Source organism: Bacillus sp. RIT 809, assembly GCF_016892495.1.
GTDB classification, from domain to species: Bacteria; Bacillota; Bacilli; order Bacillales; family Bacillaceae_G; genus Bacillus_A; species Bacillus_A cereus_U.
Window position 1 is genome coordinate 1 of record NZ_JAFEMR010000031.1, and the last position, 26,072, is coordinate 26,072.

Here is a 26,072-nt window from a genome sequence, read left to right on the forward strand (position 1 = left end):
ATTGAGCGTTGGCCAATGCCAATGAATCGACTTCTTTCAACCATTCATACTCCACTTTGTATTTTGCAGGAGTAGGGAATTTTTGTTTCTTCAGTTCTTCCTTGTTCTCTTTGTACGTTTCGTATACTTCTTTCCGCTCAGCCAGCATTTTATTATACACAAAGCGTACACACCCGAAAGTTTTACGTATCAGATAGGCTTGTTTTTCTGTTGGATACAGGCGAAACTTATACGCCTTATTATGCTTTGTCATATCAATTCATCTCACTTTCCCATAAACATTTCTACTTTATCTATGGCGGTGATAACACAACATGAACACTGCATGATCATCTCATTTCATTGTTATACCAAACTTTACCTCTTATAAGACTGATTATAGCAGAGGCGAAATAAATAGGAAAACCAATTTTTTGGCTACGCCAAACCGCAATTCATCTCCCACCTACCGCTTTGCTATCGTCCTTCACACGCTTGAGGAAGGAGACTTCTTCCGGATAATGCGTTAAAATTAAAAGTTATTTTCAGATTACAAAAGCACTTAGCTCATTTTGAAACATACACTCTTTACTATAACAGTTATAGAAAGGTGGTATCACTATGCCCCTTATCCCATACAACGAAAGTGACGTTGATTTACTAGCACGTTTAATCCGTGCTGAAGCTGAGGGCGAAGGACGACAAGGTGAACAACTTGTTGGATGTGTTGTAGTAAATCGTGTATTTTGTGATTGCTTAGATTTTAAACAACTTCGATCTGTAAGTGATGCAGTATATCAAAGTCCTGGTGGATTCGAAGCGGTACAATACGGATACTTTTATCAACGTGCCCGTGAATCAGAAAAAGAAATCGCAAGAAAAGTTTTACAAGGTGAATGGCGCTGGCCGGCAAGGTGGGCTCTTTGGTATTTCCGTCCAGTTGGAGCTTGTCCGCCTGAATGGTATAATCAGCCGTTTGCAGGGCAATTTAAAAGCCATTGTTTTTACGAACCACGTGGTGATGAATGTCCAAAAATGTATTCACGGTAGCAAAAATTGTAGTTTATATGAGTGGTGACAATTCTTATTTTTTATAGTCACCACTCATATATTTATGTAACCATCATTCCATTGTAATTACAATTTTCCCTCTAGTATGCTGACTTTCACTCAAAATATGAGCTTCTCTAACTCCTTTTTCATTAAACGGAACAACTTTGCTAATGATTGGTTTAATTTTTTCAGCTTGGATCAAACTAGTTAATTCGTCTAATTGCTTCCCACTTGGTTTCAACCATAAAAACCCTGATTTTATGCCCTTTACTTCATGAAGTGGTTCATGAACGATAGAAACTAGAACACCACCAGATTTAATAATTCGAAAACTTTTTTCTTGTACTTCTCCGCCGATTGTATCTAACACAATATCATAATCTGATAGTAACTCTTCAAATTTATCTTTTTTATAATCAATAACAAGGTCAGCCCCTAAACACTTTAAAAACTCTTCATTTTTACTACTTGCAGTTGTTGCGACAAAGGCCCCAAATGATTTTGCGATTTGAATTGCAAAACTCCCTACTCCGCCCGCTCCAGCATGAATGAATACTCGGTCATTTTCTTTTATTTGTGCATAATCAACAAGACTTTGCCAAGCTGTTAGTCCTGCAAGAGGTATAGATGCTGCCTCTTCAAAATTAAGATTATTTGGCATTTGCGCTACTAAATCCGATTTCACTGTAATGTATTCAGAATAAGAACCTTTCCCTATATTTTCGGGTTTCGTAAATACTTTATCTCCTATTTTAAAATGATTCACACCTTCTCCAACTTCTTCAACTACTCCAGCGACATCTAAACCTAAAGTGATCGGAAATGAAAATCGTAACTTTTCTTGTAAGTCCCCTTTTCTTATTTTCCAATCAACAGGATTGACAGATGTTGCGTGTATGCGTATTAATACTTCATTACATTTAACAACTGGCTTTGGAACTTGTCTTTCTTGTAATTCTTCAACACTACCATATTGATTAATAACAATTGCTTTCATTTCCTCGCCCCCTTGCTGTTTATTTTAATAACAAACAATTATTTTTCAAAATTTTTCGCCTTGAATGACAATAAATATGTTTGGAGGTGATATTTATCTCTACTAATTAAGTATCATGAGTGCAAAAAGCATGTACTTAACTTTAATACAATCTAGTTTACGGCTAAGAAACACCCAAAGTTATATTTCTCTTTATTTATTAATGACCTTTAAATGAAACGGAGAGTGTGCTATGAGTGAACAAGTTTTCAAAGTAAACGGTATTGATATATGTACAGAAGGCTTTGGAAATCCTAATAATCCAGCAATATTATTAATTATGGGAGCTACGTGTTCAATGGTTTATTGGGATGAAGAATTTTGTGAAAGGTTGGCTAGCACAGGAAGATTTGTCATTCGCTATGATAACCGTGATGTTGGGCGCTCTGTTACATATGAGCCTGGGACTTCCAATTACACTGTAGCTGACCTGGCTGAGGATGCAATCGGGGTACTCGATGCATATCATATTGACAAGGCACACCTTCTGGGCATGTCATTAGGAGGTATGATTGCTCAAATTGCTGCAGTAAAACACCCAGAAAGAATTTTGTCCTTAACATTACTAGCAACAAGCGTTATTGGATCTGATAACAATACTCGTGATTTGCCTCCAATGGATGAAAGAATTTTGACACATCATGCTAATGGTGCGAATTTAGATTGGACAAATAAAGATGTTATAGCGAAATATTTAGTTACAGGATCACGTCTACTCTGTGGATCAAAGCGTATATTTGATGAAGCAAGAACTTTGAAACAAGTAAAGCAAGAAATAGAACGTGCCAACAATTTATTAAGCATGTTCAACCATGCCCTCCTTACAGGTGATGATTCTTATGAAGGTATACTTAAGTCATTACTAGTACCTACTTTAGTAATTCATGGTACGGACGATACAGCTCTTCCACTTGAACATGGACTCGCACTTATTGATGAAATTCCGAACTCAAAGCTATTCCCCCTTGAAGGTACAGGACACGAGAATCATCCAGATGACTGGGATAAAATTATTAAAGCAGTTTCAGAACATATATCCCATATAAGATAAGAACAACTATTAGAAGGGGCACAAATTTTTTTGTCCCTTCTATTTATAATGATTACGATACAATAACAAAAACCCATCACTGCATTCTTATGTATAGTGATGGGCTCTACCTATATTTTTCTATGTTCAAAAGAATGGACAATCTAACTGATCAACAGATTCCCACGATTTTTTTTTTACATTTTCGGTGGATTTACTATTTTCTAGTGGTACGTTTTTAAATGGATTCACTTCAACTTTTAGTAGAGATGGCGGTTCTACATATAAAGAAAAAACATGACTACTTGGCAAGGCTTTCGATACATCAATATCTCCTACTTGTTTAAATAATTGCTGCGCTGCAAAGAAAAAGAAATTAGTTGGATTAGTTTGTTTATTAAGCCATGCAATCATTTCAGGTGATACCGATTTATTAATATTTATTTTCACTCGATCACCATGTTTAAATCGCCTAGATCGCATACTTCCACCAACTAACTTATCGTTAAGTTTGTGAATCCTAACTCTTTTTGCTTATGCTCTCTATATTTTGGCGAACATGTATATACTAAAAGACCACGAGCATTGGTGAATAACGGGTTATCTACAAAAATTACATTTTTCAAGCGTCCTTTTTGTTTCAAAATCATTTTTAAGCTATTTTTAATAATAACTGCGCCCCCACCATAAATAAATACGTATGGATCGTCTTTCATATCATCAATTTTGTTAATAATATCCGTTGCGACACGTGCTGCTAAACCTAAAAACGCTGGTTGCGATTCCTCAACTAACAATGCATTTCTTGGGTGCTTTTCATTTAAATAAATTTGGTTAAATTCTGTAATACTATCAATTGTTTTCGTAGGATATTTCCGATTCCACCTCGTAATAATTTGTAATAACGTTTCTTTTACACCGTACGATAATCCTTTACTTAATTGCGGGCGGAAATTCACCCCTAATGAAACAACTTCTTCCGTTGTCCCCGCGCCAATATCAAAAGACAATAAAGTTTTATCTACAAAATCAATTTCTGAAACTTGATTTTGTTCACATTCTATTTTATGTTTCACAACATTTCCTTCCTCATCATATACAATCCCCCACGTCCCAGAAGCGCCTTCAGGTAGACATTTACAAAACTCAATAGAAACATTAATCGTAACATCGCGTCCATTTGGATAATGGAATATGACCTTGTGATTACCCATATACCGTTTCGAATTTTCAGCAGCGATTTCCTGTGTAATAAGTTGCATTGGAAGAGCAACAGATAAATCATAACGAATATTAATATGACTTGAAGTTGGACTTTGACGCATAGCACTTATCGCTAAACCTGAAAGGATTGTAATAACCATTAACTCATCAGTAGATTTATTTGATTTTTTCTCCACTTCTGTACCTTTTAATTGATCTTGAATCACTTTTTCTCCAACGATGTATCGTACATTATTTAACATTAGCGATGGAGAACTAATGGTCACATCAATGTGATTCTCTAATTCTGACGATGAAACATCAACCTCATCTAACAACCCCGTAGGCTCACCGATATATAAAGAATAAATACTCGGAATAAAAATGGGTTCCTGCCCTTTCACCATTAACTTCAAACCATTATTTCCTGCATCTGCACCAGCTTTTAAAAGAATAGACATAACTACCCCCTAAATTAATCTGACATCCCTTCCAAATATATGCGAGCCCATTCTTTTACATTCAAATGTAATGTAATTTTTTATTTATCCCAAAAATAAAATATTATAAACACTCACTTCATATGTAAAAAACATTTCCAATTTTATACTATGGATGTAAAGAGTTTTTTACAACGGTGGAGGTGCAATTATATATTGAATACTAAAAAGATTATTTTTGTAATCATTGTTTTATCGTTAATCGCGATACTCGGACATGGCGCATACAAATATGCAACTGAAGGCTCGATTTTGGGCGGGACAATTTTCGCTGCTTCTTTAATACTTAGTAATTTAATAAATCATATTACATGGGGAGATCCAAACGGAGTATCAAAAAAAAGTCAAGATGAACTGGGACAACAAATTACATATAAAAGCTTTAAAATCGCGTATTTTGTGCTTGTAGTTGTTATGTTCCTTATATTACTCTGCTCAGAAGGATTTTCTATGGGTTCCAATTTGGATGGTGTAAAAAACCTTCCACTATTTATTGCACTCTGTTCTTCCTTTCTTATTTTCCCTATCGTTGAACTCATTGTCGCCAAACAATATAAATAAAAAAAGTGGTTTTCTATTTACAGAAAACTACTTTTTTTATTTAAATCTCTTCTGCTATTGCTTTCAGCTTATTCACAGTCCGCCAGTTCCTTACTGTAGCTGGCGTATGTAATTTTTGAAACTGGTTCATTACTTTAGAATTCCGAATGCTTTTTTTGAAAAACAAATACACTACTCCTCCTTCAATATGGCAATCTTCTATTTCGCTTTTAATCGTAAGCAACTGATTACTGTCTTCTTCAGAAAGTACATTGGCTAAGAAGGCAACATGTATGCTTTCTCCCTCTAACAATACATCGGCTTCATAAGGACACGTTTTTATAATATTTATAAATTCATCTTTTGTTCTTAACATAACTGGAACATCGAAATCAAAAACATTCTTAATTTCACATTCAATTCGTTCCTTTAAAAAACTTATCTCTTCTTCTGACTCAAACACTACATTTCCACTTTGAATATATGTTTTCACTTTTTTTAACCCTATTGATTCAAAGACTTTTTTCAAATCCGCCATTTTGATTACTTTATGCCCACCTACATTTATTCCCCGTAGTAATGCAATATAAATTGTCATATGATTACCCCTCGCGTATTTACATGCTTAGCAATCGAATTGTTTTGCACCTTCATACTTCTCGAATACTTACCTTAATGCCTCTAACATATCATGTTTGGAAAATATCTCAAATGAAAAAACTTACTACATGATTTTTTTCAAGAGTAAGCTTTGTTATCTTATTATCTCGTTATAGGTAAATGTAATATGAATTGTTGTCCAATTGGTCCCATTCTTCTAAATCCTCTATCTTGAAATCCAACTTTCTCATATAACTGTTGTGCCGGAATATTTTTTTCATTTACAGCAAGAATTACTTCATTTTTTATTGGATAATAATATTTTATAAAGTCTTGTAATAACGCCAATGATTTTTTAGCATATCCTTTTCCTTGTTTATTATGATTAACAGAAAAAGAAGTTAAAAGTATGGCATCCTTATTTTCTGTAAACTCCTGTACTCTATCACCTGTTTGTAATATAAATACACCTACAGGTACTCCGTTATAGTCTAAAATAACAACTACATTTTTCGTTCGATCATTTTTCGCTTTCTCCAGTAATTCACCTGGATTCGCCGTAAATTGAACTTGTTCACTTGGTAAAGTAAATGATTGTATTATCTCTTTATACTGCTCCTTATACGGAACTAATTGTATTTCCCCTGTATGTATGTTCATGCTTAACTCTCCCACTCCTTCAAGTTATTAACTTAAACCTTGCTGTGTTTTAGAATGCACTTTTCCATCCAAAAATGTAATTTCAGCAAATGATTTTGGATCGTTGCCTTTCCAAGCAAAAATTTGTTTAATTCGTGTAGAATGTTCTTCCCCTTCTTCTATGAGTAAATCCCCTTCAAAACCGATTAAATCTTTCACTTCTAAATATGTCATTCCTTCATTAATATTTGAGAAATGATTTACATTAATGGATTTTTGATTTTTATTTTCCGTTATAGTAGAAGATGTAGCAGTTTTCTTCTTCACTTCTTTCTTCTGGTCACACGCTGTCATACTAAAACCTATGCATAAACTACACAATATGAGTGTGCTTTTTTTCATCATAACGGTTGTCCCTCCCCTCATTATTAAACCATATTTCCCCTTAAAAATAAACTGAATATTTAATCTTAAACAAAAATCCCGTACGATTTAGTACGGGATTTCCACTATTTTTTCAAATGATTATTTGACTGATCATCTTGTTCTTTTCGAAGTTCTTGTTCTTCATCTTTTGGTAATTGTTTATCATTGTCTTTAATCGGGTTTGTTTCTCTATTTTCAATCATATCATTTGGAACTTGCGGCATTACACGGCCAACAATTGCTGCTAATTCATCAAGTATACCTTCACCCGTTTTACCATTCTTAATTTGCTTACCTATTTGTTTTAGTCTTTCATACGTATCAACATCTGCTACAACAACTGCATTAGCACCATTTGGGTCATTTTTCAAACTTTCTGCAACAGAATACTTAATTGACTCAACGCGAGTTCGATCAAGTTTCGCTTTTACATCAATACCTACAACAGCATATTTCCCAACTACTACTGCTGTCGCATCGTTTACACCAGGTATACTTGCAGCTAAAGATGCCAGATGATCAGCTGCTTTTTCATTTGGCTTATTTGATTTATTTGTATACGTAACATTTTTCATCGAGACATTTTTTTGTTCTGGCTTTTCATTAGGATTGTCTTTTTTTCCAATGCTACATCCAGTAATAACGAAACAAAGCATTAACATATATATAATGATTTTCATTATTTTCACCACTTTATCATTGATGTTTAATCATAAATTTTTTCAACAGCTTGCATCTTCTTCACTTTTTCTTCTGCCCCGCTATTTGCGTTAATGAAAATTTGGTACGTATCTTTCCCTAAAGTACCAACAAACTCATAGCAAAGTACTTCATTATGCAAGTCATTTACTACTACAGCTTTACGTTCTTCCATAACTTTTACATCGGGATTAATTTTCTTTCTCGCCTCAGCAGCAGTTAGCTTCGCACTCGGAATTGTTCGTTTTTGATGCGATGCTAAATATTCCTTTGCCGAAAAACCAACAATCGATCCATCATCTAAAGCAATTTTCATTTGAATTGCTTCTGGATAAATACGCACTCCATTTTCATTTACAACGTACGTAAACACACCGATATTATCATATTGAGAACTATCAAATAGCTCCATATTTGTAAACTTATGATCCTTTAAAAATGTTAATCCTTTACTTCCTGCATCATTTAAACTAATTTTTTGTTCTTTAATTTCTCGATTATTCATTACCCAAATTGGGTACCCACCTTTTCCGGTAATATCCATGTAATATTCGTTGTTTGTTGCTGGGTCTTTAATTTTCACACTGTAGAAAGATTCTTTTGCACCTTTTCCACTTTTCTCAACATCTACTTTTTCATTTCCTTTTAAATTCAAAAATGATTTTGCAATTTTTCCTGCCTCATCTTCTGAAATTGCTTTTCCTTCTGCTTCAAACCCACCTTTTTTGTTCTTTTGTGCACTTGTAAAAGTAGGTCCGAAATTAGTAGACGAGTACGACGTTACATTCTTTTCAACTGTTTTTAATCCATCAATAATTGTGTTATCTGCTGGATCTTGGTTTGACGCTAGAGCCATTTCTACATCCATCCAGCGAAGATTATTTTTCAATACAAGATGCTGCACTTTTCTCAGTTCATCTTGTATATTTTCTGCATTTGAATATAAACCTTGTAACGTTTTATATTCTTGATCATTTAACGGTTCTTTTTCTAAATCACGAACCGCTGCACGATAACTAAAATCACCGATATTCGCAAGGAACTCTTCCGTTTTATTAAATGGCATTAATGTTAATGGTAGTTGCCCTACATCAGAACGAGCCTCTGATGTTAAACGCCATACATCTGCTAATGCAGGTGATAAAGATGTGCGTGAATTCATAGCAAGCGTTGTGCCAATTTTATCGTGTAACAAATCAACCTCGTATGCTAAATCATGGAATGCTCGTTGATAACTATTTTCCGCTCGAATTAAAACCGCATTTTTCTCTTGGTGTTCTTTATAGCCCCAATATCCTGTTCCAACTACACCGATTGTTAATAACACAATAATAATACCTCTTAACATAGTTCCACCTCCGCTCTATTTACAGAAAATATGTTTACCGATTTTTTTAATTTGTGGACGAGTCCAAATCCATTTACTTGTCGCGGTATCTGGATTGAAATAATATAATGCATTCCCGGTTGGATCCCATCCATTGATCGCATCTAATACGGCTTTTTTCGCTGTTTCATTTGGCGTTAAATATATTTGTCCGTCTGCTACTGCTGTAAAGGCTCTCGGTTCAAAGATTACACCTGAAACGGTATTTGGAAACGATGCACTTGTAACACGATTTAAAATAACCGAAGCCACTGCAACTTGTCCTAAATATGGCTCGCCGCGTGACTCTCCGTATACAGCGTTTGCCATTAACTGAATGTCATTTTGAGAATAACCGTTTGGAACATTTGTCCCTTTACTTTGTGGTGGTTTATTTTCTTGTGCAGTACCACCGCTATTCCCTTTATTAGTTGTAGTACCTTTATTAGCGGTCGACTTATCATACTTCGTCGCTTTTACAAGCATTTGCTTCGTTTTAGCACCCGCTAAACCATCAACCGGCAATCCGAATTTTTGCTGAAAGTTTCGAAGCGCCCAATATGTACCCCATCCGAAAACACCATCTACTTTTCCTGAGTAAAATCCGTTATGTTTCAAACGAGATTGTAATTCAATGACATCTTCTCCAGATGCTCCCCTTTGGATTACTTGATTAGAAAAGGCTTCTACATTTTTGGTTTGTATACTACTTACCATTAAAGATAAGCCAATAAAGGTAAGTAAAACCGCTATCTTCAAAAAACCTTTTTGACGCATATGTTTCCCTCCTTAAATACAGAATGAATTCATGGTTATGTTTTGTAAATGTGAAGCTTTTATGTAAAGAAGACAAAAAAAGCCAAGCTTATATGCTTGAAGATATATGCACACAATATAAAAAAGAGTAAAAGGAGCTTATTATGAAGTATTTCTTCACACGTATAGCATTCGCGATTTTTTTACTAACAGCATGTTCAAATATATATACTGGTCCATCTATCGTTCACGCACAGCCACCCTATGCAAAATGGGGTAAACTAGCCGTTGAAAAAACGAAAGAACAATATCCGAAAGCTGAGATTATCGATTACCTTCATATAGGTAGAAAACCAAAAACTGTTCAAATAACAGTTGAAAAGTTTAAATTATGGCTACGTGAGGGTGGAAAAGAGTATGGTGTTTTTGTGGATATAGAGTTTGATACGAAAACAGAGAAATTTTTAAAGATGTCCTTTCAGAAGACAAATCGGTAAAACAAAGAAACCTCCGTCTTTACATACAGACAGAGGTTTCTTTATGTACTTCTTCCTTAATAAGGAGGATTATTTTTTATATGCAAAGATCGATTTCCTAACATTTTTACTAATCCGCAAATAGCTCCAATTACAACCGCTATTCCGATACTATATAAAAGCACTCTCCCATATCCACCTATTCTCGGATCGAGAAACGGATATGGGTACCAATTCACGAATGGACCGCGGATTAAGCTATAGACAACATATAAAAGCGGGAAAACAAGCCAACTCGCAGCCTGTTTCCATGTAATGGTCTTTGTAGGTGGATTTATAACCCAATCTAAAATCATCGCTAATGGCATGATGTAATGAAGCACAGTATTTACCCACGGTATCGGCGTTTGAAGTGACTCTTCTAATCCCCTTAATAACAAAAAATAAATAAGTCCTGTTGTCAGTATGTATACTGTAGCTGCGCCGCGAAGAACTCCAAACTGCTCGGAACGTCCGAATGTGGCTGTCCCCAAGCTACTTAATAGTAGAATTACCGCCACTAAAATATTACTTTCGATTGTAAAGAAACTAAAAAAATTAACTGGATTGAACGGTTTCACTTGTGCCCTTGTAACAAATTGTGTAATAAGTGCGCTAAACGCTAGAAGACTTAATAACAGTCTATAAACCGCTATCATTTTTGCACTTTTCATAAAACACCCCCTTCCTCTTCTTATTTATGATTGGAATTCTCTATTATATGCTCTATAAATAACTTTAATGGTACGAGGCCACGTTTCGGCATGTGACTACTAATAACCGCTACGAGCTCTAACTGCGGAATGATAATAATGTATTGCCCTCCGTATCCCATAGCAAAATACATACAATACGGTATGTGAAATCTTTCGTTATGTAATACCCACCAGTGATATCCATATGCCCCGACATGTTCATACGTTTCAAATAGAGCTGTATTTGATTCTTCTAACCATTTCGATGATACAATTTCATTCCCCTTCCAATATCCATTGTTCAAACATAATTTCCCTAACTTTAATAAGTCTATAGATTTCATTTTCATACCGAATCCGCCAACATATATATCTTGCGGGTCTTGTTGCCACTCATACTCCGTAATGTTTAACGGCTCAAATAAATACTTTTTCGCGAACTGCTCCGTCGACATTCCAGTTGCTTGTTGAATGATGTAACTAAGTAAGTGAGAAGAGCCTGAATTATAATTCATTTTCGTACCCATTTCTTCAATGAGCGGCTTTTCTAAAATGTATTGCACCCAATTGTCTGATTCCACAAAGTCATTTGGGAAAATAACCCCATTTCCGAACTCTTGCCAATCTTCTCCTGTTGTCATCGTTAATAAATGATACAGCGTTAATTCCCTCTTTTTCTCCGGTACATTTGGAATCCATGTTGTGATTTGTGTATGTATATTATTTATAAATCCTTTATCAATTGCGATACCAATTAATATAGATACAATACTTTTTGTAATCGAATTAATTTTAAATAAGTCATTTGCACAGTCTATCGTTTTATAGTACGCAGTCGTTAATTCCCCCTTTTGATAAACAAGAAATGTATTAACTTTTTTCTTTACAAATTTATTTTGTAATTGCTCAAAGTTCAAGAAATCTTCCTCCATCTAAATGATTATGTAATATTTGTTGTTCATCTCGTTCTCTCTATTAAATCATATTTGTTTTTAAAACAAAAAAATAAACTTGCCAGCATTTAATAGCTGACAAGTTTATTTTATAATTTCGTTCGAACATTCCAAAGCTCTGGGAAGAAGCATTGATCAAGTACTCGCTTTAAATAAGATACGCCAGAAGAGCCACCTGTTCCCATTTTATGACCAATAATTCGTTCTACCGTTTTCATATGACGGAAACGCCATTGTTGTAGCCAGTCTTCAATATCGATTAATTTCTCTGCAAGCTGATATAAATCCCAATATTTCTGCACGTCCGCATATACTTCTATCCAAGCCGCTTCTACAGTTGCATCCTCTTCGTAAGGCTGCGTAATATCACGGTTTAACACATCTTCATGAATTGGGAATCCTTCTTTAACAAGCGCTTGTATCGCCACATCATACAAACTTGGTGCATGAAGTGCTTTATGAAGACGAGCATGTAATTCTGGGTCCTTTTCATAAATCTTTAATGCATGTGGTGTTTTATAACCAAGTGCATACTCAATCATTCGATATTGATACGATTGAAAACCGGAAGCCTGACCAAGTGAATCACGGAACTCAATATATTCTGATGGCGTTAATGTCGCAAGAATATCCCAAGATTGAATAATTTGCGACTGAATTTTTGATACACGTGCTAACATTTTAAAAGCTGGTGGTAATTTATCTTGTTTAATAGATTCAATTGCTGCATTCAGTTCATGTAAAATTAGTTTCATCCAAAGCTCACTCGCTTGGTGAATAACGATAAATAACATTTCATCATGATGATCTGATAATCTTTGTTGACTAGATAATAAGCTATCTAGCTGTAAATACTCTCCGTACGTCATATTTTCCTTAAAATCAGTGTGAATCCCTTTTTCCATAATTACCTTTTCGTTTTCTTTCATATTAATCAAACGCCCCTTTTATATATTTCTATTTATATTGGTCTAATAACAGCGCGAACTGGGCTCCCATCTGCATCTGTTAATGCAAGTGGTAAGGCAATAAGTTCGTAATCGCCGTCTGCTACGTGATCGAGTACGACATTTTCTAAAATGTGAATTCCGTGTTTAAATAATTGATGATGTGCTTCTAGTTCTTTATCATCTAAAGGATCAACAGAGGGTACATCTACCCCAATTAAACGAATGCCCTTACTTGATAGAAAATCTGCAATATCAGCACGTAAATACGGGATTTTTTCTGGGAATTCTTGCGCTTTACCATGTGAAGATGTACGTAATAATAATCGCTCTACACCTTCTAATTTAAAACGTTCCAATTCCTTTTTACCGATACTCTCCAGCCCTGACACATCGATAACTCGTGCTGCGCCTACATATACGTGTATATCTAAATCCAACACCTTCTTACCGTCATTATCGAAATGAAATGGTGCATCAATATGAGTACCTGTATGGATACTCATCGTTAACTTTCCGACATTTACCGAACCACTGTCTTCTTTTGACCATGAAACTTCATACGAGAACGGTGTATCCCCTGGCCATGTCGCGATATCATTATTTAGCGGTTGTGAAATATCAATCCACTGCGATGTTTTCATGCTTACGCCACAACCTCTCGCTTATTTTCAAAGTTTTTATATTCTTCATTTTTCATAATTTTCTTTAAGATTTGTACAGAGTTCCATACTTCCTCATACGTATTGTATAAAGCAACAGGCGCAAGTCTAACTCCATTTGGAGCTCTAAAGTCTGGAATCACTCCATTTGCTTTTAACGCTTTACATATACGTGCCGCCTCAGCATGTTCTAAATAAATATGCCCGCCTCGTTTTTCATCCTCTAGCGGATTTCCGATTGTAAATCCCATATCATTTAACTCCAATTGAATTAAATCGAGCATATATCTTGTTATATGTAATGACTTTTCACGTAATCTTTCAATACGGGCATCTTTAAAAATTTCAAGAGAACCGATTAATGGTGCAATACTTAATACGTGAGGTGTCCCTATTTGATAGGCTCCAGCATGATCAGCCGCAGTTAATGAATGTTCCATATCAAACTGCTTATCCTTTCTAGAGCTAAACCAACCAGATAATCCTGGAAGTCTATCTAAATGGTTTTTATTCACATATAAACCTGCAACACCACCAGGACCTGCATTTAAATATTTATAATTACACCATACAGCGAAATCTACATCCCATTCGTTAAAATGATGCGGAATAGCACCGATTGAATGACATAAGTCAAAACCGATATGAATACCACGTTTATGAGCTTCAGCTGTTAATCGCTTCATATCGAGAATTTGTCCGCTTCTATATAGTACAGAAGGCAATAAAATTAAAGCGATATCATCTGTCATTGCCTGAATAATATCATCTTCAAAAAGTGTTCTTCCATCTCGACTTTTCACTCGTACTAAATGCTCATCTGGATCTAAGCCTTTTAAACGAATTTGACTTTGAAGCGCATAAATATCTGACGGAAATGTTAATTCATCCGCAAGAATTTTTGTACGTATTCCTTTCGGCTCATAAAACGTCGCAATAACTTGATGTATATTCGCAGTCGTGGAACCGGTTACAATTGTTTCTTCCGGCAAAGCTCCAATAAGAGGTGCTGTCAATTCACCTAATTTCTCCGAAAGGAAAAACCACGGATGCTCACCTTCAGTCCATCCATCAATTCCAAACTCTTTCCATGAATCTAGCAAAGTAAGTAACGATTTCTCTGCTCTTTTTGAAAGCAAACCTAAAGAGTTACCATCTAAATATATTATTCCTTCTTTTTTATAAAATTCAGTTTGAAAATCTTTCAGTTCATCATGTTTATCACATTCAAGCGCATACTCATAAGTTGGTTGAAATGGTTCTTTATACATGGTGTCACCTTCTTTTAATTTTCTTTTTATTCTAACTAATTGAAATATATCACTTAAATTGATATAACGTCAATGATATTATGTCAGTTGACTTTATATACGAACTTCTTTTACAATACAATTATATTTTCAGATATTTCAGTATAAAGAGGTGATTCCTTGAAAAACACTACTCTTTCAACAAGAAAACACCGCTCCTTAGAAACGAAAAAGAAACTATTACATTCCGGTTATACTATTTTTATAAAAAACGGATTTCAGAAAACTACAATCACACAAATTATTAAACATGCAGAAACTGGTTATGGAACAGCATATGTATACTTTAAAAACAAAGATGCTCTCCTCGTCGTTTTGATGGAAGGTGTGATGAATCGCTTTTATGATATTGCTGATCGCTCTTTTTCCCCTCAAACAAAGGCCGAAGCACGAGATATGATTCAGAATCAAGTGCGCGCTTTTTTACAGTTAGCACAAGAAGAAAGAGCTATATTACAAGTTGTTGAAGAAGCAATAAGAACCTCAAAAGAAATACGTCAAAAATGGGATGAGATTCGCGAACGCTTTGTAACACGGATTATACAAGACATTACTCATTCCCTGGAAAATGAATTAGTACGAACTAAGTTAAATAAAGAGATTGTCGCATGCGGCTGGTTCTCTATGAATGAAATGTTCCTTTGGACAATCGTTCAAAATGATAAAAAAATTGATGTAGAAGAAATAGTGTATACATTGACGGAAATGTATACGACGGGGTTATATAAATAGCACATTATAACCTCAAATAAACCGTTACTAAGTATATTGAGTAACGGTTTATTTGAAATATTTTATTAACGATACAATAATACAAAAAAGTGATGTAAGTAATAGCAAAAGCCCCATATTCCTATTCTCTTTTTCATCCTTCTTAAAGTTTTGTATCCCCATACCAGCTAACATAAATCCTAGAAGCAATTGTAGAATAAGCATACTTTGTTTCGAATCATCATTCCAACTATAGATGGAATAGACCATTACAATAATTGCGAGTATGAATGTGGTAATTCTAATCATAAGAACACCCCCTGTTTGATTCTATTGTTTTAACCTACTCACCATTCCAACAATAAACTTATACTCAGCTCTACTTTTTCTTACTTTCTTAAAGCCCTCTCTCGTATCAAAAATAAAACACGTTTTCCACAACCAAATTCGTACATATAAAGACTCAAAATAAATAGGTTTTATAATGCCGCGTTCCTCAAATTCAGTTCCGTCTTTATTTTCAGTTTCTGTTCGAACGAACCACCTATTCCCGATTCCAATTTCAATATACTTCACATGCTAACCCCCTTCAGGAAATCTTCTTTCTAACTATTCTATTATTTCCCCGGTAAGCGCACATTCCGACAGAACGTGAGCCCATAAAGAAAAAGTAGATTACAAAAATCTACTTTTATAGCCTAAATTTTTGCATACGTTTATAAAATGTACTGCGTGGCACATCTAATAGTTTTGCAGCTAATGAAACATTTCCATTCGTTTTTTACAATGCTTCCATCATGCTATAACACTGTATTTTTTCGCGGAAATTCAGCGTATGTTTTCTTTATTTCCATTTTGCAACTCAATTTGTTTTTGATTTCCTATCACCTTCTGTAATAAAATGACATTTATGTTCCGCATATTTCCCGTCCATTTATATTTTGAACATTGATTACAAATAACAACTTGTTCATCACTATCAATTACATCTAAAAAGCGGTGAATTACATGTAGTTCGTTTTGATGTATTTGAATGCTACATTCACTTTGAATCACATGAGCAATTGAAGTTAACATACTTAGCATATACGGATGTGAAAACTCAATCGAACAGGAGAAATAGCATTTTCAACACAATTAGAAAGACGACACAAATATGTTAATAATTTGAATATCTTAATGAATTTCTTTATGTTTTTTTATCAACACTATATTTTGTATAATGGAGCCTACTAAAATACATAACCAAAACCACTTTATCGGATTGTTATTTAAAAAGAATATTGCCACCGCTATTGCGAATAAAATAGTGGATGCTAAACTAATATATAATTTCGTTCTCATCCCCATTTGGCTTCACTCCTCTATCATTTTACAGTACATAGTAACTTTTCATTTTTCATCTCTATTATGTACTCTCGTAAAACATATTCTTTCCCGCCATGTTTATCATACCAATCATGTATTCTTTTAACATGCATTTTATCATTTCTAATTTCCGTTTCAATTTCTACATATTCTTCATAACTATCATATTCCCATATTGCAAATACTTCAGTCTTACCATCATTATTATCTTTCATCCAGCGTCCTATTAAACGAGAACCATATTTTAATTGATTAGGTAAATTAGTATCATTGAAATGATCATTAAATATTTCTATGAATTCATTTTTTACTACATAGTACTTCCTTCTGTAAAACATACTTCTTCACCTCTTTTATGAAAAGTATCAGTAAACCTTCCCATTACTATCGTATTATAATACTTACCATCCGACAGTTTTTTATCATTCTTTAGAATACCTTCTACTTCAAAACCTAATTTTTTATAAAGCTGAATGGCTTTCTCATTTGTCTCTAGCACTTGTAACGCTATCTTTTTCACTGCATTTTCATCAGCCCACTTTATTGATTCTTGTAAAAGATTTTTGCCAATCTCATATCCCCAATACTCTTTTAAAATACAAACTCCGAACTCTACTTTATGAGACAATCTCTTCAAATTAGACCCTTCACATCTTGAAAATCCAACGATTCGATTGTGCACTTCTGCAACTAAAAAGAGATTTCTTGTTTTTTCACTATCCGTTTTTATTATTTCCTGGAATCCCTTCGTATCTATAAATCCCTCACCTTCTTCTCTATCCATATTTTCAGTTTCTCCATCGATTCGTACTCTTATTTTCGATAGCTGATCTGCATCTTGCTTAGCTGCAGGTCGAATTGTATAAGTTAATCCATTTATATGAAACTCTTGTCCTTTTATAATCATTTCAAACTCCTTTTAAATGCAGTCTATTGGCGCTATTACAATTTGTTTACCTTGTTTCTCAAATTCTTGAATAGTTTCTTTACTAGCCTCTTCATCTGTTATTATAAGGTCAATTTCTTTAAGTGACTCTCCTTTTATAAAGCAGTCTATTCCGAGTTTATTATGAGGAGCTAAACAAATATTTCTTCGAGCGATTTTGCTTACTGTTTTTCCAAAATGAGCAACTTCCGGTGTTGCAGTACTTATACCATGTAATGAAACTCCACCACCTGTGGAAAAATAAATATCAATAGTAAAACTACTAATCAATTCCGAGGCAAGTGTATCAGTAATATTTCCTGAAGGTTTTACCTTACCACCAATTAAATACACTTCTATGTTCTTATATTCTCGTAACGAACTAGCTATCTCTATAGAATTCGTAATAACTGTGAATGATGTTTCGGGTAAAAATTTTAACATAGCACAATGAATTGAAGCCCCACCAATAAAAACGGAATCTCCTTCTTGTATATAAGATGCAGCAACTTTAGCGATTGCGTCCTCATATATAGGGCCATTACTATAACGTTTAGATGGCTCTGCAGCTAAGTTCCTCACTCTTGCAAGTTCAATTGCACCTCCGTGCGTCCTTTTTAATAAACCCTCTTTCTCCATAATAGATAGATCTCTTCTTATAGAATCAATAGACATATCAAATATTTCAGCAAGATCTTTTGCGACTACTCTTCCATCTTTCTTAAGCAATTCTAAAATGTTCTCTCGACGCTCTTCAGTAAACATGTTCTCACCACCATTATTGAAAATTCAGAAATTTAATATTTATGTTAATTATATGCATGTCCCTTCCGTTTTACAATATTTTCAATTCTTATTTTTTCAGCTTTATGCAGGTTTTCTCTCTCTTTCTATTTCATTAACTTCAACACCGAATAAATGTATATTTGCATATCCTACTAAAATACTTCTATTTATCTCCTTATTGTTGTAAAATTATCCCTATGTTTTACTTTTTAATACAGAAAGGAATTACTATGAAATCTTTAATTAAAGTAACTTGTACAGCATTAATATTTACTGGAATAATGGCAGGATGTAATAGCAGTGCTACACCAAAACAAGAAAAGAGCTCTCTCGAAAAGAATGCAATGCACTATGGGGAAATAGTTAAAAACGGATACTATAGAGCAACAGTTGAAAATGCAAAATTTGAAAAAATAGACAAAGAGTGGCGTCTTACAACTCGTGTTATGATTAATAATGTTCGAGCCGATGGACAAACTATTGATCTTTCAGAGATAAAATATTTCATAAAAGATGAAAAAACTGGTCAAAAATATGAAGGTGAAGCTCATCCAGTAGATGATGAGAAATATAAAAATGTTCCACTCGAATTTTCTTTAACTACTGACGTTGTATTTGAAATGAAAACTTCGCCTAAAGACTTAAATAACATGTATTTGTATATAGATAGTAAAGTTGCTCCATTAACAAATACATATTGGAAGCTTGATAATTTAGTATCAAAATAAAAAACAGTCTTAAATGACTGTTTTTTTGTTATCGAACTTGTAAACTTCAGCAAAAGAAACTCTCTTTATTATAAATTAATATACAAATAACCAAGTTATTTTTTCTCAAGCAAGACATCTTTTGCACAAATCGTTACTTCTTCAAATGGGCAATCAAATAACATACCTAATTCAAATCCATCTTCAGTAAGCTCTATTTCATGGTATAGCCACCAAGCACCCTCAAATTTTTTCGGCATAGAACATTTCGTCACTCCTGTAAAAGTTACTTGAAGTTTATCGAAATCACTAAAAGTGCCACTGCAATCTAATTTTATAGATAAAATATCTTTTGATTTTCTCTCTACAGTTGAAATTTCACTATCATGTAGTGATGCCTCATGTAACTGAATGACATTTGCCGGAAGCATTTCCTTAACGGAATTAAAATGTTCTAAGTATGATTGATCTAATTGAGCCATTCTTTTCTCATAATCTGCTGTCCACTCTAACAAAAGTTGCTTTAATTCATTAGGTGGATATTCTGAATCAATAGTGTTATTTTGAATGTATGGATGTAGTGTTTCAGGAAGAAAATCCAATAAATCTTCTTTCCTTTCTTCTACTTCGTCTTTCAAACTTTGTATATAATCAGGATCCACTTCTTTCCATTCTTCTATTAATTCTATGTAATTTACAAATCCTGAAATTTGCATTTCTTTATACCAATCTCTTGTGAAATATTTCAATGACATCTCTCCTAAAATATTTTAACATCCAAGAAAAGCAATATATTTATTTATTATATCATTCCAATAACCATTTTTTCTAAAGAAAAAATGTAAAACTGCAAATATTCCGCCTATTATTTCTAAAACTTCAGAATATTTACAAGATTATAAAACTAGATTACATTTTACTAGTACAAGATTTTCCTGTACAAAAATCTAAACAAAAAAAGGGATGGTTATATGTTGAAGAAATTAGTAGCAGGGACATTAGTAGCAGGTTTTGCATTAACTGGAGGATTAGGAGTAGTAAGTGCTGCAGAAAAAGATAATACAATTAAATCATTTGATTATTTAAAAGTTGATGAAAAGAATGTTAATTCATTCACAAAACTAAGCGATCAATCAAAAAAAGACATCCAAATTACTATGGTACTACCTAAGCAAAATGAAAATGGAGATTGGTTAGCTTATGGCTTTACTAGCAGAGAAACATTGAATGCTTTTATTGAAAAGGATAAAAAGGCACTTAAAAATCAAATTAACCCCTTAGGTAGTGGTGCTGGTAGTACCGATTTTTATGAGCATCAAAATAAAGGTGGACAGTATATTTATTGGAGCAGCGGCTTTAAAAACCTACCTTCTAGCTGGAACGACAGAATTTCTTCTGTAAGTACAGCTTCACCTTCTGCAAGTTATTCAACAACGCTATGGGAACATTCTTCAACTCAAGGATATGGAAAAGGTGTCTCCTTTAGACACTCTGATTGGTATGGTCAAACTGCTAATTTAGCTGCGGATTGGAACGATATTACTTCAGCAATTGAAATCAAATAGCAACAGGGCATTTCAATTGAATAGTTGGAACTACATTTTTATAGTTTCACACAAATTGCTACTTAAATATTATTAGATAGTAGAAAGACCAGTCATTTTAGACTGGTCTTTCTACCTTCAAGCGTGCACAGCATGTCTTACGGCCTACAATAATGCTTCATGAATTGCTTCAGATAAATTAGAGAACCATTACACTATTCACTATCAAAACTCTTCTGTAATTTCCGAATGTAAATAATTTGACCAATATGATACGCATTATGAGTTGTTACATTAGCTAATACTTCCCACCACTTCGCAGATACAGGAAATCCAATTACATCACTTTCAACCTTGTCTTCATTTATGAGATTTTGCCATTGTAACAGTTTCTCTAATAGTTTTTCTCTTAACTCTTCAAATGTTTGATTATCTGATAGCATAAAACTTTTGTTATTATCACCAATAGCGGGCACGGCATTAACATTTGATTCTTTATACCTTGTTTGCCACGTCGAGTTCCAATACAGTAAATGTTGTACAATTTCAGCTATACTATTACTCTCTTCATTCGGTTTCCAGAAAGCTTCTCTCTCAGATAAATCCTTAACTGCATCTGAAAACGGAATATACCAACTAGGATCATTCGCATTTGCTAATAACTGATCTGCTAAAACATCTTTAACATGAAACATTTTACTTCCCCCCGTTAAAAAGATTCATTTCAAGACAATACTCACTTCTCTATATACGCTGAGTTTGCAAAATCCCCTCTTTTTAGCCTCAATCCCAAACATATGCACATAAAGAAACCGAAAGCACCTAATCCATAAGCTGTTGTATAACCACTTTCCCCGATAATCCATCCTGCAAGTCCTGGTCCAATCATTTGACCAACTGCATAGAAAACGGATATAAAACTAATTGCCATTGAGACATATTTCGGAGATACTTGCTTTGAGGCAGCAACTTGAATTAATAAAAGGATACCTCCGAGGCTGGAACCCCAAATAATTGCCGACATGATAAAGCCAATGATATGTCCAAATATAATTGGAATCATATCACCTATTACAGCTAATAAAAGTGAAATACATAACGTCTTCTTTATACCAATCCGATCCGAAATCAATCCCCAGACAGGAGCTCCTACGATTGAAAACATACCTGCAATCGCATAAACAGTTCCCGAAATTGATGCCGAAATACCATTATCAATCATAAAACTAGTTTGATATAAATTTGGAATTAAATAAACAACTCCAACAATAAAATACATCCATGCAATGATGTATAGCTCTTTCGTTTTCCATAAAAACGACTTATTATTCCTTTCCCCCTCATCTTCAGTAACTTCTGGATTTTTCAAAACAATTGAGGAAACGAATACAACAATACATGTAATAACGCCAAACAAAAGCCATGAACCACGCCAACTATACTCTGGAAATGTACGTACTATATAAGGAACAATTATTCCACTAAATAGCATGCCTATGCCAGCACCGCTTAATAACAGCCCCATTGCAGTTCCTCTTTTTTCTGGAAACCATCCTACTGTTATTGACATGAGTGGTGTATATACAAGAGCACTTCCAGCTCCAGCACATAGCATAAAAATAGCAGCTATCCAAACTGAAGGAACAAATGCTAATCCTATTAAACTTACAACGACGAGCCAACTCCCTATTAATAAAACTGATTTTGCTCCAAAATGAATGGTGAGTATTCCAGATGTTCCGACTGTTAATAAATAGCCTAAAAAGAGTATCGTTCCTAGCATACCTGATTGAGCTGTAGATAAATGGAGTCCTTCTTGCATAAACGGCAATATAATTCCATATGCCATACGTGCAAAACCCGTCGTTGTTATAATAAGAAACATTCCTGTTAATACAAATATCCAAAAATGACGCTCCTTCTGCTCTTTCATTTAAATCCCTCCATAAAAAGTTATTTCCAATTGGATGTTGATTGTAATTATAATGACCATTACAAAAAGCAACTACCAAATGACGGAGGAGTTTACGGTATAGCGGATTATTCCTGTTTTACGTTAATAAATACGTAAAAATTTTGATGGATTCATTCCATACTTTTTACGAAATAACTCTGAAAAATGACTGACATTATTGTATCCAACTGCAAATGCCGTTTCGGTCACATTACTATTTCCCGAACGCAGTAAATCTATCGCATGTTCCATACGTTTTTCTCGTAAATATGCAAATGTGGACATCCCAAATAATTCTTTAAACCCAATTTTTAATTTATAATCATTTAATTCTACTATTTTAGCCAATTCTAATAATGATGGGGGTGATTCCATTCGTTGAAGTAAAATTTCTTCAGCTTGTTTTATTTTATTCAAATCCTTTTTTGATAATTGACTCCTTTTATTGGCGTCACAATCATTAAGCAACACTCTCCCAAAATGTATAGAAAGCAATTCGAGCGCTTTACTTTCTATTTCTAGTTGATTAATACGATCCTTTTGGGGATGCTCTATCATTCTCTTAATAATATTAGATGTTATAGAATCAATTGGATTTTGAAACTTTTTAAAAGGTTGATTTCCTAATATAGAATGAAAATCAAGACTTTTTTCAATAGCATTATTCATCATGAAATGATTAAACAATTGTACAGGAATCCCAATCGCCAATGAATATAGAGGCGTTTCTTTTTCATATTCAAATAATACATCAAAATCATTCATAAAATATAAATAGCTATTTCCAGTCATTAATTCATACGAAGAATGACCAACTTGCACTTCTCCGAACCCTTGTAAACAAAAATTAAGCTCCACCATTGCTGCATCAGATGCAAACTGGATGCGATGATTTTTATGAAATTGATAATTTGATAACACAATTTCCATTCCTGAACACGAAGTCCATCTTCGTATTTCACCCATACCTATTGTTTTGGGCATATTCATATGTCTTTCCTCTACAACTTGTAAACCATGAAAGTATTTATGAAAAATATCATGAAAACCGTTAGTCTCCATGAAATCCACACTCCTTTTATGTGAAAACTAAAATTTAATTGATAATTATTTTCAATTAAATCAAATATCTTTATACAATAAATAGATTTTCTTCTTATTACTCGTTATGATAAAAGAAAAAGAAAGCGAGCGGACAATGAATAAAAAAATTGCGGTTATTACAGGTGCATCAAGTGGATTCGGACTATTAACTACACTTGAACTTGCAAAAAAAGACTATTTAGTCATTGCTACAATGCGAAATCTTGAAAAACAAGTAGACTTAATATCTCAAGCTACTAAACTCAACTTACAGCAAAACATAAAAGTTCAACAATTAGATGTAACAGATCAAAGTTCTATACATAACTTTCAATTATTTTTAAAAGACATGAATAGAGTAGACCTTCTCATTAATAATGCAGGATATGCAACTGGAGGCTTTGTAGAAGAAATTCCAGTAGAGGAATACCGTAAACAATTTGAAACGAACCTTTTTGGAGCTATTTCAACCACTCAACTTGTCTTACCATATATGAGAAAGCAGAAAAGTGGAAAAATCATTAATATAGGCAGTATTAGTGGCCAAGTTGGATTTCCTGGTTTATCCCCTTATGTATCTTCAAAATATGCATTAGAAGGCTGGAGTGAATCGCTTCGCTTAGAAGTAAAACCTTTCGGAATAGACGTTGCCATACTTGAACCTGGTTCTTATAACACGAACATATGGGAAGTTGGTAAACAATTAGCTGAAAACCAATCTGATACAAACTCTCCTTACAAAGAATATATGGATAAAATACAAAAACATATTAATAGCGGCAGCAATACATTTGGTAATCCGATAGATGTTGCCAATAAAATCGTTGAAATTGCCGAAGCGAAACGTACTACATTAAGATATCCAATTGGAAAAGGTGTCAAATTTATGATCTTTGCGAAGAGAATTCTTCCATGGAGATTGTGGGAGTTTCTTGTTTTGAGGAGTTTTAAGAAGATGTAACTTTAACACGAATAGTAACCATTTATCATCTTTCAGATAAATGGTTACTATTTACTTTATGATCTCAACATTTGTACCATCAATACCTATTATTATAAGTGATTGCTCTTTATATTTTTCACGAATCCATTTTAAAATTACGGTAAAATCCAAAATAATCCATCCTCTTATATCTCTCGCATCAATATTTTTTTATTATGTAGCTGGTGGAACGAAGTAAAATAGCATCGAAGTCATAAAAATAAATGCAAATAATCCAATTATCGAAAAAATATATTCTTTCGATTCTCTATCATACTTCCATTCCATCCATGTCCTTAGGATCCACGTAACCCCTAAATAAGTGAAAATGATAAACCAAATATTAGTGCTTTCGAATTTAAAGATGTAAATAAAACTAATTATTAAATATACAAAAAGCAGTCCTATTTCCAATTTTTTATGTAAGCTATTTACATATTTATTATATCCCCAAAACCCGCTCTTTGGCATATTCAATTTTTTTCTTAAAAATCGATCCAAAAAGTAGCCCGCTATACAAAAAACAAAAATTATAATCCAAAATGTATAGGTTCTCAATATCATCCCTCCTATTACTTCATTGAATTGTTTAAAATAAAGTGGACTATATTAACGGTTATTGAACGAGTATTCTTGAATGATCTTCATTAAAAATGATCGCCTCTGCACATAATAAAGGTCTTTTCATTTCTTCTCTCCTTCTTGCTTTAAATTCATACTATATTAAAGGAAGAAATATAGTATGAACCCTGTTATTATTAATGCTACAACTCCTAATAATGAAATCAAAAACTCACGCGATTCCTTATCATATTTCCACTCCATATATGATTGAAATCCATATAACGTAATAAAAAATAAAAGAGGTACATAGCCCATAAATATACGATTTGGAAGAAAAGTGCTTATAGTAATAACAACTATATAAGAGAAAATGATAATTCTATTTCCCCACTTATGTGTATCATTCACATATTGGTTATTCCATCCTTTTTGTTTCGGTATATTTAACTGTCTTCTCGCTATTCTTTCAAAAACCAATAAAGATAGCACCCATAAATTTAATAAAGCTATTTTTGTAATTGACAGAAAATCCTTCCTTT

At 33.7% G+C, this 26,072-nt stretch carries 35 protein-coding genes and 1 pseudogene; 8 read left to right on the plus strand and 28 right to left on the minus strand.

Annotated features, from left to right (window positions below):
- Positions 1-253: helix-turn-helix domain-containing protein (locus JTF23_RS24170; protein WP_204209966.1), on the minus strand; the 253-nt coding region annotated here is incomplete at its 3' end.
- A gap of 347 nt (positions 254-600) precedes the next feature.
- Here JTF23_RS24170 and JTF23_RS24175 point away from each other — a divergent pair.
- Entirely contained in the window at positions 601-1,029 is a 429-nt protein-coding gene (locus JTF23_RS24175; RefSeq protein ID WP_016105034.1) for a cell wall hydrolase, read from the plus strand.
- A 73-nt stretch (positions 1,030-1,102) separates the two neighbouring features.
- Here JTF23_RS24175 and JTF23_RS24180 read toward each other — a convergent pair whose 3' ends face one another.
- Positions 1,103-2,029, minus strand: a complete 927-nt coding sequence (locus JTF23_RS24180) for an NADP-dependent oxidoreductase (protein ID WP_016105035.1) — start codon at positions 2,027-2,029, stop codon at positions 1,103-1,105.
- A gap of 232 nt (positions 2,030-2,261) precedes the next feature.
- Here JTF23_RS24180 and mleBCA point away from each other — a divergent pair, with 232 nt between their 5' ends.
- The gene (mleBCA, locus tag JTF23_RS24185; protein ID WP_204209967.1) at positions 2,262-3,119 is read left to right on the plus strand and encodes a BCA family alpha/beta fold macrolide esterase; all 858 of its coding nucleotides are present in this window, start codon (positions 2,262-2,264) and stop codon (positions 3,117-3,119) included.
- A 126-nt stretch (positions 3,120-3,245) separates the two neighbouring features.
- Here mleBCA and JTF23_RS24190 read toward each other — a convergent pair whose 3' ends face one another.
- Together JTF23_RS24190 and JTF23_RS24195 are read right to left on the minus strand one after the other, a co-directional pair.
- A complete protein-coding gene (locus JTF23_RS24190) occupies positions 3,246-3,581 on the minus strand; it encodes a hypothetical protein (RefSeq protein ID WP_016105037.1) in 336 nt (111 codons plus the stop codon).
- A gap of 11 nt (positions 3,582-3,592) precedes the next feature.
- Positions 3,593-4,762 carry a ParM/StbA family protein gene (locus JTF23_RS24195; RefSeq protein WP_016105038.1) on the minus strand — a complete coding sequence of 390 codons (1,170 nt, stop codon included), beginning with the start codon at positions 4,760-4,762 and terminating at the stop codon, positions 3,593-3,595.
- Between the two features lie 195 nt (positions 4,763-4,957).
- On the opposite strand from JTF23_RS24195, the gene JTF23_RS24200 reads away from it, so the two are divergent.
- Entirely contained in the window at positions 4,958-5,362 is a 405-nt protein-coding gene (locus JTF23_RS24200) for a hypothetical protein (protein WP_016105039.1), read from the plus strand.
- Between the two features lie 40 nt (positions 5,363-5,402).
- On the opposite strand, the gene JTF23_RS24205 is transcribed toward JTF23_RS24200, so the two are convergent.
- The 6 genes from JTF23_RS24205 to sleB form a co-directional block, all read right to left on the minus strand.
- Positions 5,403-5,939, minus strand: a complete 537-nt coding sequence (locus JTF23_RS24205) for a DUF1697 domain-containing protein (protein ID WP_204209968.1) — start codon at positions 5,937-5,939, stop codon at positions 5,403-5,405.
- 164 nt (positions 5,940-6,103) lie between these two features.
- On the minus strand, positions 6,104-6,601 hold the full coding sequence (locus JTF23_RS24210) for a GNAT family N-acetyltransferase (RefSeq protein ID WP_204209969.1): 498 nt from the start codon (positions 6,599-6,601) through the stop codon (positions 6,104-6,106).
- Positions 6,602-6,628: 27 nt separating this feature from the next.
- Entirely contained in the window at positions 6,629-6,985 is a 357-nt protein-coding gene (locus tag JTF23_RS24215; RefSeq protein WP_002110242.1) for a hypothetical protein, read from the minus strand.
- Between the two features lie 104 nt (positions 6,986-7,089).
- Positions 7,090-7,686, minus strand: coding sequence for a YhcN/YlaJ family sporulation lipoprotein (locus JTF23_RS24220; protein ID WP_002110243.1), 597 nt, complete (start codon positions 7,684-7,686; stop codon positions 7,090-7,092).
- 26 nt (positions 7,687-7,712) lie between these two features.
- The gene (gene ypeB, locus JTF23_RS24225; protein ID WP_204209970.1) at positions 7,713-9,053 is read right to left on the minus strand and encodes a germination protein YpeB; all 1,341 of its coding nucleotides are present in this window, start codon (positions 9,051-9,053) and stop codon (positions 7,713-7,715) included.
- Positions 9,054-9,068: 15 nt separating this feature from the next.
- Positions 9,069-9,848, minus strand: coding sequence for a spore cortex-lytic enzyme (sleB, locus tag JTF23_RS24230; RefSeq protein WP_204209971.1), 780 nt, complete (start codon positions 9,846-9,848; stop codon positions 9,069-9,071).
- A 143-nt stretch (positions 9,849-9,991) separates the two neighbouring features.
- Between sleB and JTF23_RS24235 the strand changes: the two genes are divergently transcribed.
- The gene (locus JTF23_RS24235) at positions 9,992-10,324 is read left to right on the plus strand and encodes a YqzG/YhdC family protein (protein WP_078181338.1); all 333 of its coding nucleotides are present in this window, start codon (positions 9,992-9,994) and stop codon (positions 10,322-10,324) included.
- A 56-nt stretch (positions 10,325-10,380) separates the two neighbouring features.
- Here JTF23_RS24235 and JTF23_RS24240 read toward each other — a convergent pair whose 3' ends face one another.
- The 5 genes from JTF23_RS24240 to kynU form a co-directional block, all read right to left on the minus strand.
- Positions 10,381-11,016: a Pr6Pr family membrane protein gene (locus JTF23_RS24240; RefSeq protein WP_204209972.1), complete on the minus strand. Its 636-nt coding sequence runs from the start codon at positions 11,014-11,016 to the stop codon at positions 10,381-10,383.
- Between the two features lie 20 nt (positions 11,017-11,036).
- Positions 11,037-11,954 carry a serine hydrolase domain-containing protein gene (locus JTF23_RS24245; RefSeq protein ID WP_204209973.1) on the minus strand — a complete coding sequence of 306 codons (918 nt, stop codon included), beginning with the start codon at positions 11,952-11,954 and terminating at the stop codon, positions 11,037-11,039.
- Positions 11,955-12,079: 125 nt separating this feature from the next.
- The gene (kynA, locus tag JTF23_RS24250; protein ID WP_002110249.1) at positions 12,080-12,919 is read right to left on the minus strand and encodes a tryptophan 2,3-dioxygenase; all 840 of its coding nucleotides are present in this window, start codon (positions 12,917-12,919) and stop codon (positions 12,080-12,082) included.
- Between the two features lie 32 nt (positions 12,920-12,951).
- The gene (gene kynB, locus JTF23_RS24255) at positions 12,952-13,581 is read right to left on the minus strand and encodes an arylformamidase (protein ID WP_078173595.1); all 630 of its coding nucleotides are present in this window, start codon (positions 13,579-13,581) and stop codon (positions 12,952-12,954) included.
- 2 nt (positions 13,582-13,583) lie between these two features.
- Positions 13,584-14,870 carry a kynureninase gene (kynU, locus tag JTF23_RS24260; protein WP_204209974.1) on the minus strand — a complete coding sequence of 429 codons (1,287 nt, stop codon included), beginning with the start codon at positions 14,868-14,870 and terminating at the stop codon, positions 13,584-13,586.
- A 159-nt stretch (positions 14,871-15,029) separates the two neighbouring features.
- Here kynU and JTF23_RS24265 point away from each other — a divergent pair, with 159 nt between their 5' ends.
- Positions 15,030-15,641, plus strand: a complete 612-nt coding sequence (locus JTF23_RS24265; protein WP_002110252.1) for a TetR/AcrR family transcriptional regulator — start codon at positions 15,030-15,032, stop codon at positions 15,639-15,641.
- 48 nt (positions 15,642-15,689) lie between these two features.
- Here the strand turns inward: JTF23_RS24265 and JTF23_RS24270 are convergent, their stop codons facing one another.
- From JTF23_RS24270 to JTF23_RS24300, 7 genes and pseudogenes are all read right to left on the minus strand, one after another.
- A complete protein-coding gene (locus JTF23_RS24270; RefSeq protein ID WP_193658006.1) occupies positions 15,690-15,929 on the minus strand; it encodes a DUF3953 domain-containing protein in 240 nt (79 codons plus the stop codon).
- A gap of 21 nt (positions 15,930-15,950) precedes the next feature.
- Positions 15,951-16,196, minus strand: coding sequence for a DUF3977 family protein (locus JTF23_RS24275; protein WP_002110254.1), 246 nt, complete (start codon positions 16,194-16,196; stop codon positions 15,951-15,953).
- Between the two features lie 115 nt (positions 16,197-16,311).
- Positions 16,312-16,580, minus strand: a pseudogene (locus tag JTF23_RS24280) (helix-turn-helix domain-containing protein); the annotation flags it as partial.
- A 216-nt stretch (positions 16,581-16,796) separates the two neighbouring features.
- Positions 16,797-16,970 (minus strand): hypothetical protein, encoded by a 174-nt coding sequence (locus tag JTF23_RS24285; RefSeq protein WP_002110256.1) that lies wholly within the window; start codon positions 16,968-16,970, stop codon positions 16,797-16,799.
- Between the two features lie 17 nt (positions 16,971-16,987).
- The gene (locus JTF23_RS24290) at positions 16,988-17,326 is read right to left on the minus strand and encodes an NIPSNAP family protein (protein ID WP_204209975.1); all 339 of its coding nucleotides are present in this window, start codon (positions 17,324-17,326) and stop codon (positions 16,988-16,990) included.
- Positions 17,299-17,895, minus strand: coding sequence for a GNAT family N-acetyltransferase (locus JTF23_RS24295; RefSeq protein WP_204209976.1), 597 nt, complete (start codon positions 17,893-17,895; stop codon positions 17,299-17,301). Before JTF23_RS24295 ends, JTF23_RS24290 begins: the two co-directional genes overlap by 28 nt.
- A gap of 12 nt (positions 17,896-17,907) precedes the next feature.
- Positions 17,908-18,678, minus strand: coding sequence for a DeoR/GlpR family DNA-binding transcription regulator (locus JTF23_RS24300; RefSeq protein WP_204209977.1), 771 nt, complete (start codon positions 18,676-18,678; stop codon positions 17,908-17,910).
- A 251-nt stretch (positions 18,679-18,929) separates the two neighbouring features.
- Here JTF23_RS24300 and JTF23_RS24305 point away from each other — a divergent pair, with 251 nt between their 5' ends.
- The gene (locus tag JTF23_RS24305; RefSeq protein WP_204209978.1) at positions 18,930-19,427 is read left to right on the plus strand and encodes a hypothetical protein; all 498 of its coding nucleotides are present in this window, start codon (positions 18,930-18,932) and stop codon (positions 19,425-19,427) included.
- Between the two features lie 95 nt (positions 19,428-19,522).
- On the opposite strand, the gene JTF23_RS24310 is transcribed toward JTF23_RS24305, so the two are convergent.
- Positions 19,523-20,155 carry a DUF4085 family protein gene (locus JTF23_RS24310; protein ID WP_204209979.1) on the minus strand — a complete coding sequence of 211 codons (633 nt, stop codon included), beginning with the start codon at positions 20,153-20,155 and terminating at the stop codon, positions 19,523-19,525.
- A 222-nt stretch (positions 20,156-20,377) separates the two neighbouring features.
- On the opposite strand from JTF23_RS24310, the gene JTF23_RS24315 reads away from it, so the two are divergent.
- Positions 20,378-20,971, plus strand: coding sequence for a hypothetical protein (locus tag JTF23_RS24315; protein WP_000914462.1), 594 nt, complete (start codon positions 20,378-20,380; stop codon positions 20,969-20,971).
- A gap of 194 nt (positions 20,972-21,165) precedes the next feature.
- Here the strand turns inward: JTF23_RS24315 and JTF23_RS24320 are convergent, their stop codons facing one another.
- The 3 genes from JTF23_RS24320 to JTF23_RS24330 form a co-directional block, all read right to left on the minus strand.
- Positions 21,166-21,645, minus strand: coding sequence for a DinB family protein (locus JTF23_RS24320; protein WP_002110268.1), 480 nt, complete (start codon positions 21,643-21,645; stop codon positions 21,166-21,168).
- Positions 21,646-21,686: 41 nt separating this feature from the next.
- A complete protein-coding gene (locus tag JTF23_RS24325; RefSeq protein WP_002161527.1) occupies positions 21,687-22,883 on the minus strand; it encodes an MFS transporter in 1,197 nt (398 codons plus the stop codon).
- A 123-nt stretch (positions 22,884-23,006) separates the two neighbouring features.
- Positions 23,007-23,966, minus strand: coding sequence for a helix-turn-helix domain-containing protein (locus tag JTF23_RS24330; protein WP_204209980.1), 960 nt, complete (start codon positions 23,964-23,966; stop codon positions 23,007-23,009).
- 136 nt (positions 23,967-24,102) lie between these two features.
- Here JTF23_RS24330 and JTF23_RS24335 point away from each other — a divergent pair, with 136 nt between their 5' ends.
- Positions 24,103-24,948 (plus strand): oxidoreductase, encoded by an 846-nt coding sequence (locus JTF23_RS24335; RefSeq protein WP_206775087.1) that lies wholly within the window; start codon positions 24,103-24,105, stop codon positions 24,946-24,948.
- A 195-nt stretch (positions 24,949-25,143) separates the two neighbouring features.
- Here JTF23_RS24335 and JTF23_RS24340 read toward each other — a convergent pair whose 3' ends face one another.
- Positions 25,144-25,527, minus strand: coding sequence for a DUF4181 domain-containing protein (locus tag JTF23_RS24340; RefSeq protein WP_001261511.1), 384 nt, complete (start codon positions 25,525-25,527; stop codon positions 25,144-25,146).
- A gap of 165 nt (positions 25,528-25,692) precedes the next feature.
- A complete protein-coding gene (locus JTF23_RS24345; RefSeq protein WP_204209982.1) occupies positions 25,693-26,010 on the minus strand; it encodes a DUF4181 domain-containing protein in 318 nt (105 codons plus the stop codon).
- Positions 26,011-26,072 lie beyond the last annotated feature (62 nt).

Coding starts and splice junctions, on each gene's coding strand:
- JTF23_RS24330 (WP_204209980.1), bottom strand. CDS start 23,966: ATGGAGACTAACGGTTTTCATGATATTTTTCATAAATACTTTCATGGT.
- JTF23_RS24285 (WP_002110256.1), bottom strand. CDS start 16,970: ATGGGGATGAGAACGAAATTATATATTAGTTTAGCATCCACTATTTTA.
- JTF23_RS24290 (WP_204209975.1), bottom strand. CDS start 17,326: ATGTTTTACAGAAGGAAGTACTATGTAGTAAAAAATGAATTCATAGAA.
- JTF23_RS24190 (WP_016105037.1), bottom strand. CDS start 3,581: ATGCGATCTAGGCGATTTAAACATGGTGATCGAGTGAAAATAAATATT.
- JTF23_RS24270 (WP_193658006.1), bottom strand. CDS start 15,929: ATGATTAGAATTACCACATTCATACTCGCAATTATTGTAATGGTCTAT.
- JTF23_RS24295 (WP_204209976.1), bottom strand. CDS start 17,895: ATGATTATAAAAGGACAAGAGTTTCATATAAATGGATTAACTTATACA.
- JTF23_RS24235 (WP_078181338.1), top strand. CDS start 9,992: ATGAAGTATTTCTTCACACGTATAGCATTCGCGATTTTTTTACTAACA.
- JTF23_RS24180 (WP_016105035.1), bottom strand. CDS start 2,029: ATGAAAGCAATTGTTATTAATCAATATGGTAGTGTTGAAGAATTACAA.
- ypeB (WP_204209970.1), bottom strand. CDS start 9,053: ATGTTAAGAGGTATTATTATTGTGTTATTAACAATCGGTGTAGTTGGA.
- JTF23_RS24305 (WP_204209978.1), top strand. CDS start 18,930: ATGAAATCTTTAATTAAAGTAACTTGTACAGCATTAATATTTACTGGA.
- JTF23_RS24315 (WP_000914462.1), top strand. CDS start 20,378: ATGTTGAAGAAATTAGTAGCAGGGACATTAGTAGCAGGTTTTGCATTA.
- mleBCA (WP_204209967.1), top strand. CDS start 2,262: ATGAGTGAACAAGTTTTCAAAGTAAACGGTATTGATATATGTACAGAA.
- kynU (WP_204209974.1), bottom strand. CDS start 14,870: ATGTATAAAGAACCATTTCAACCAACTTATGAGTATGCGCTTGAATGT.
- sleB (WP_204209971.1), bottom strand. CDS start 9,848: ATGCGTCAAAAAGGTTTTTTGAAGATAGCGGTTTTACTTACCTTTATT.
- JTF23_RS24320 (WP_002110268.1), bottom strand. CDS start 21,645: ATGTTTCATGTTAAAGATGTTTTAGCAGATCAGTTATTAGCAAATGCG.
- JTF23_RS24300 (WP_204209977.1), bottom strand. CDS start 18,678: ATGTTTACTGAAGAGCGTCGAGAGAACATTTTAGAATTGCTTAAGAAA.
- kynA (WP_002110249.1), bottom strand. CDS start 12,919: ATGAAAGAAAACGAAAAGGTAATTATGGAAAAAGGGATTCACACTGAT.
- JTF23_RS24210 (WP_204209969.1), bottom strand. CDS start 6,601: ATGAACATACATACAGGGGAAATACAATTAGTTCCGTATAAGGAGCAG.
- kynB (WP_078173595.1), bottom strand. CDS start 13,581: ATGAAAACATCGCAGTGGATTGATATTTCACAACCGCTAAATAATGAT.
- JTF23_RS24240 (WP_204209972.1), bottom strand. CDS start 11,016: ATGAAAAGTGCAAAAATGATAGCGGTTTATAGACTGTTATTAAGTCTT.
- JTF23_RS24220 (WP_002110243.1), bottom strand. CDS start 7,686: ATGAAAATCATTATATATATGTTAATGCTTTGTTTCGTTATTACTGGA.
- JTF23_RS24325 (WP_002161527.1), bottom strand. CDS start 22,883: ATGAAAGAGCAGAAGGAGCGTCATTTTTGGATATTTGTATTAACAGGA.
- JTF23_RS24175 (WP_016105034.1), top strand. CDS start 601: ATGCCCCTTATCCCATACAACGAAAGTGACGTTGATTTACTAGCACGT.
- JTF23_RS24195 (WP_016105038.1), bottom strand. CDS start 4,762: ATGTCTATTCTTTTAAAAGCTGGTGCAGATGCAGGAAATAATGGTTTG.
- JTF23_RS24335 (WP_206775087.1), top strand. CDS start 24,103: ATGAATAAAAAAATTGCGGTTATTACAGGTGCATCAAGTGGATTCGGA.
- JTF23_RS24205 (WP_204209968.1), bottom strand. CDS start 5,939: ATGACAATTTATATTGCATTACTACGGGGAATAAATGTAGGTGGGCAT.
- JTF23_RS24215 (WP_002110242.1), bottom strand. CDS start 6,985: ATGATGAAAAAAAGCACACTCATATTGTGTAGTTTATGCATAGGTTTT.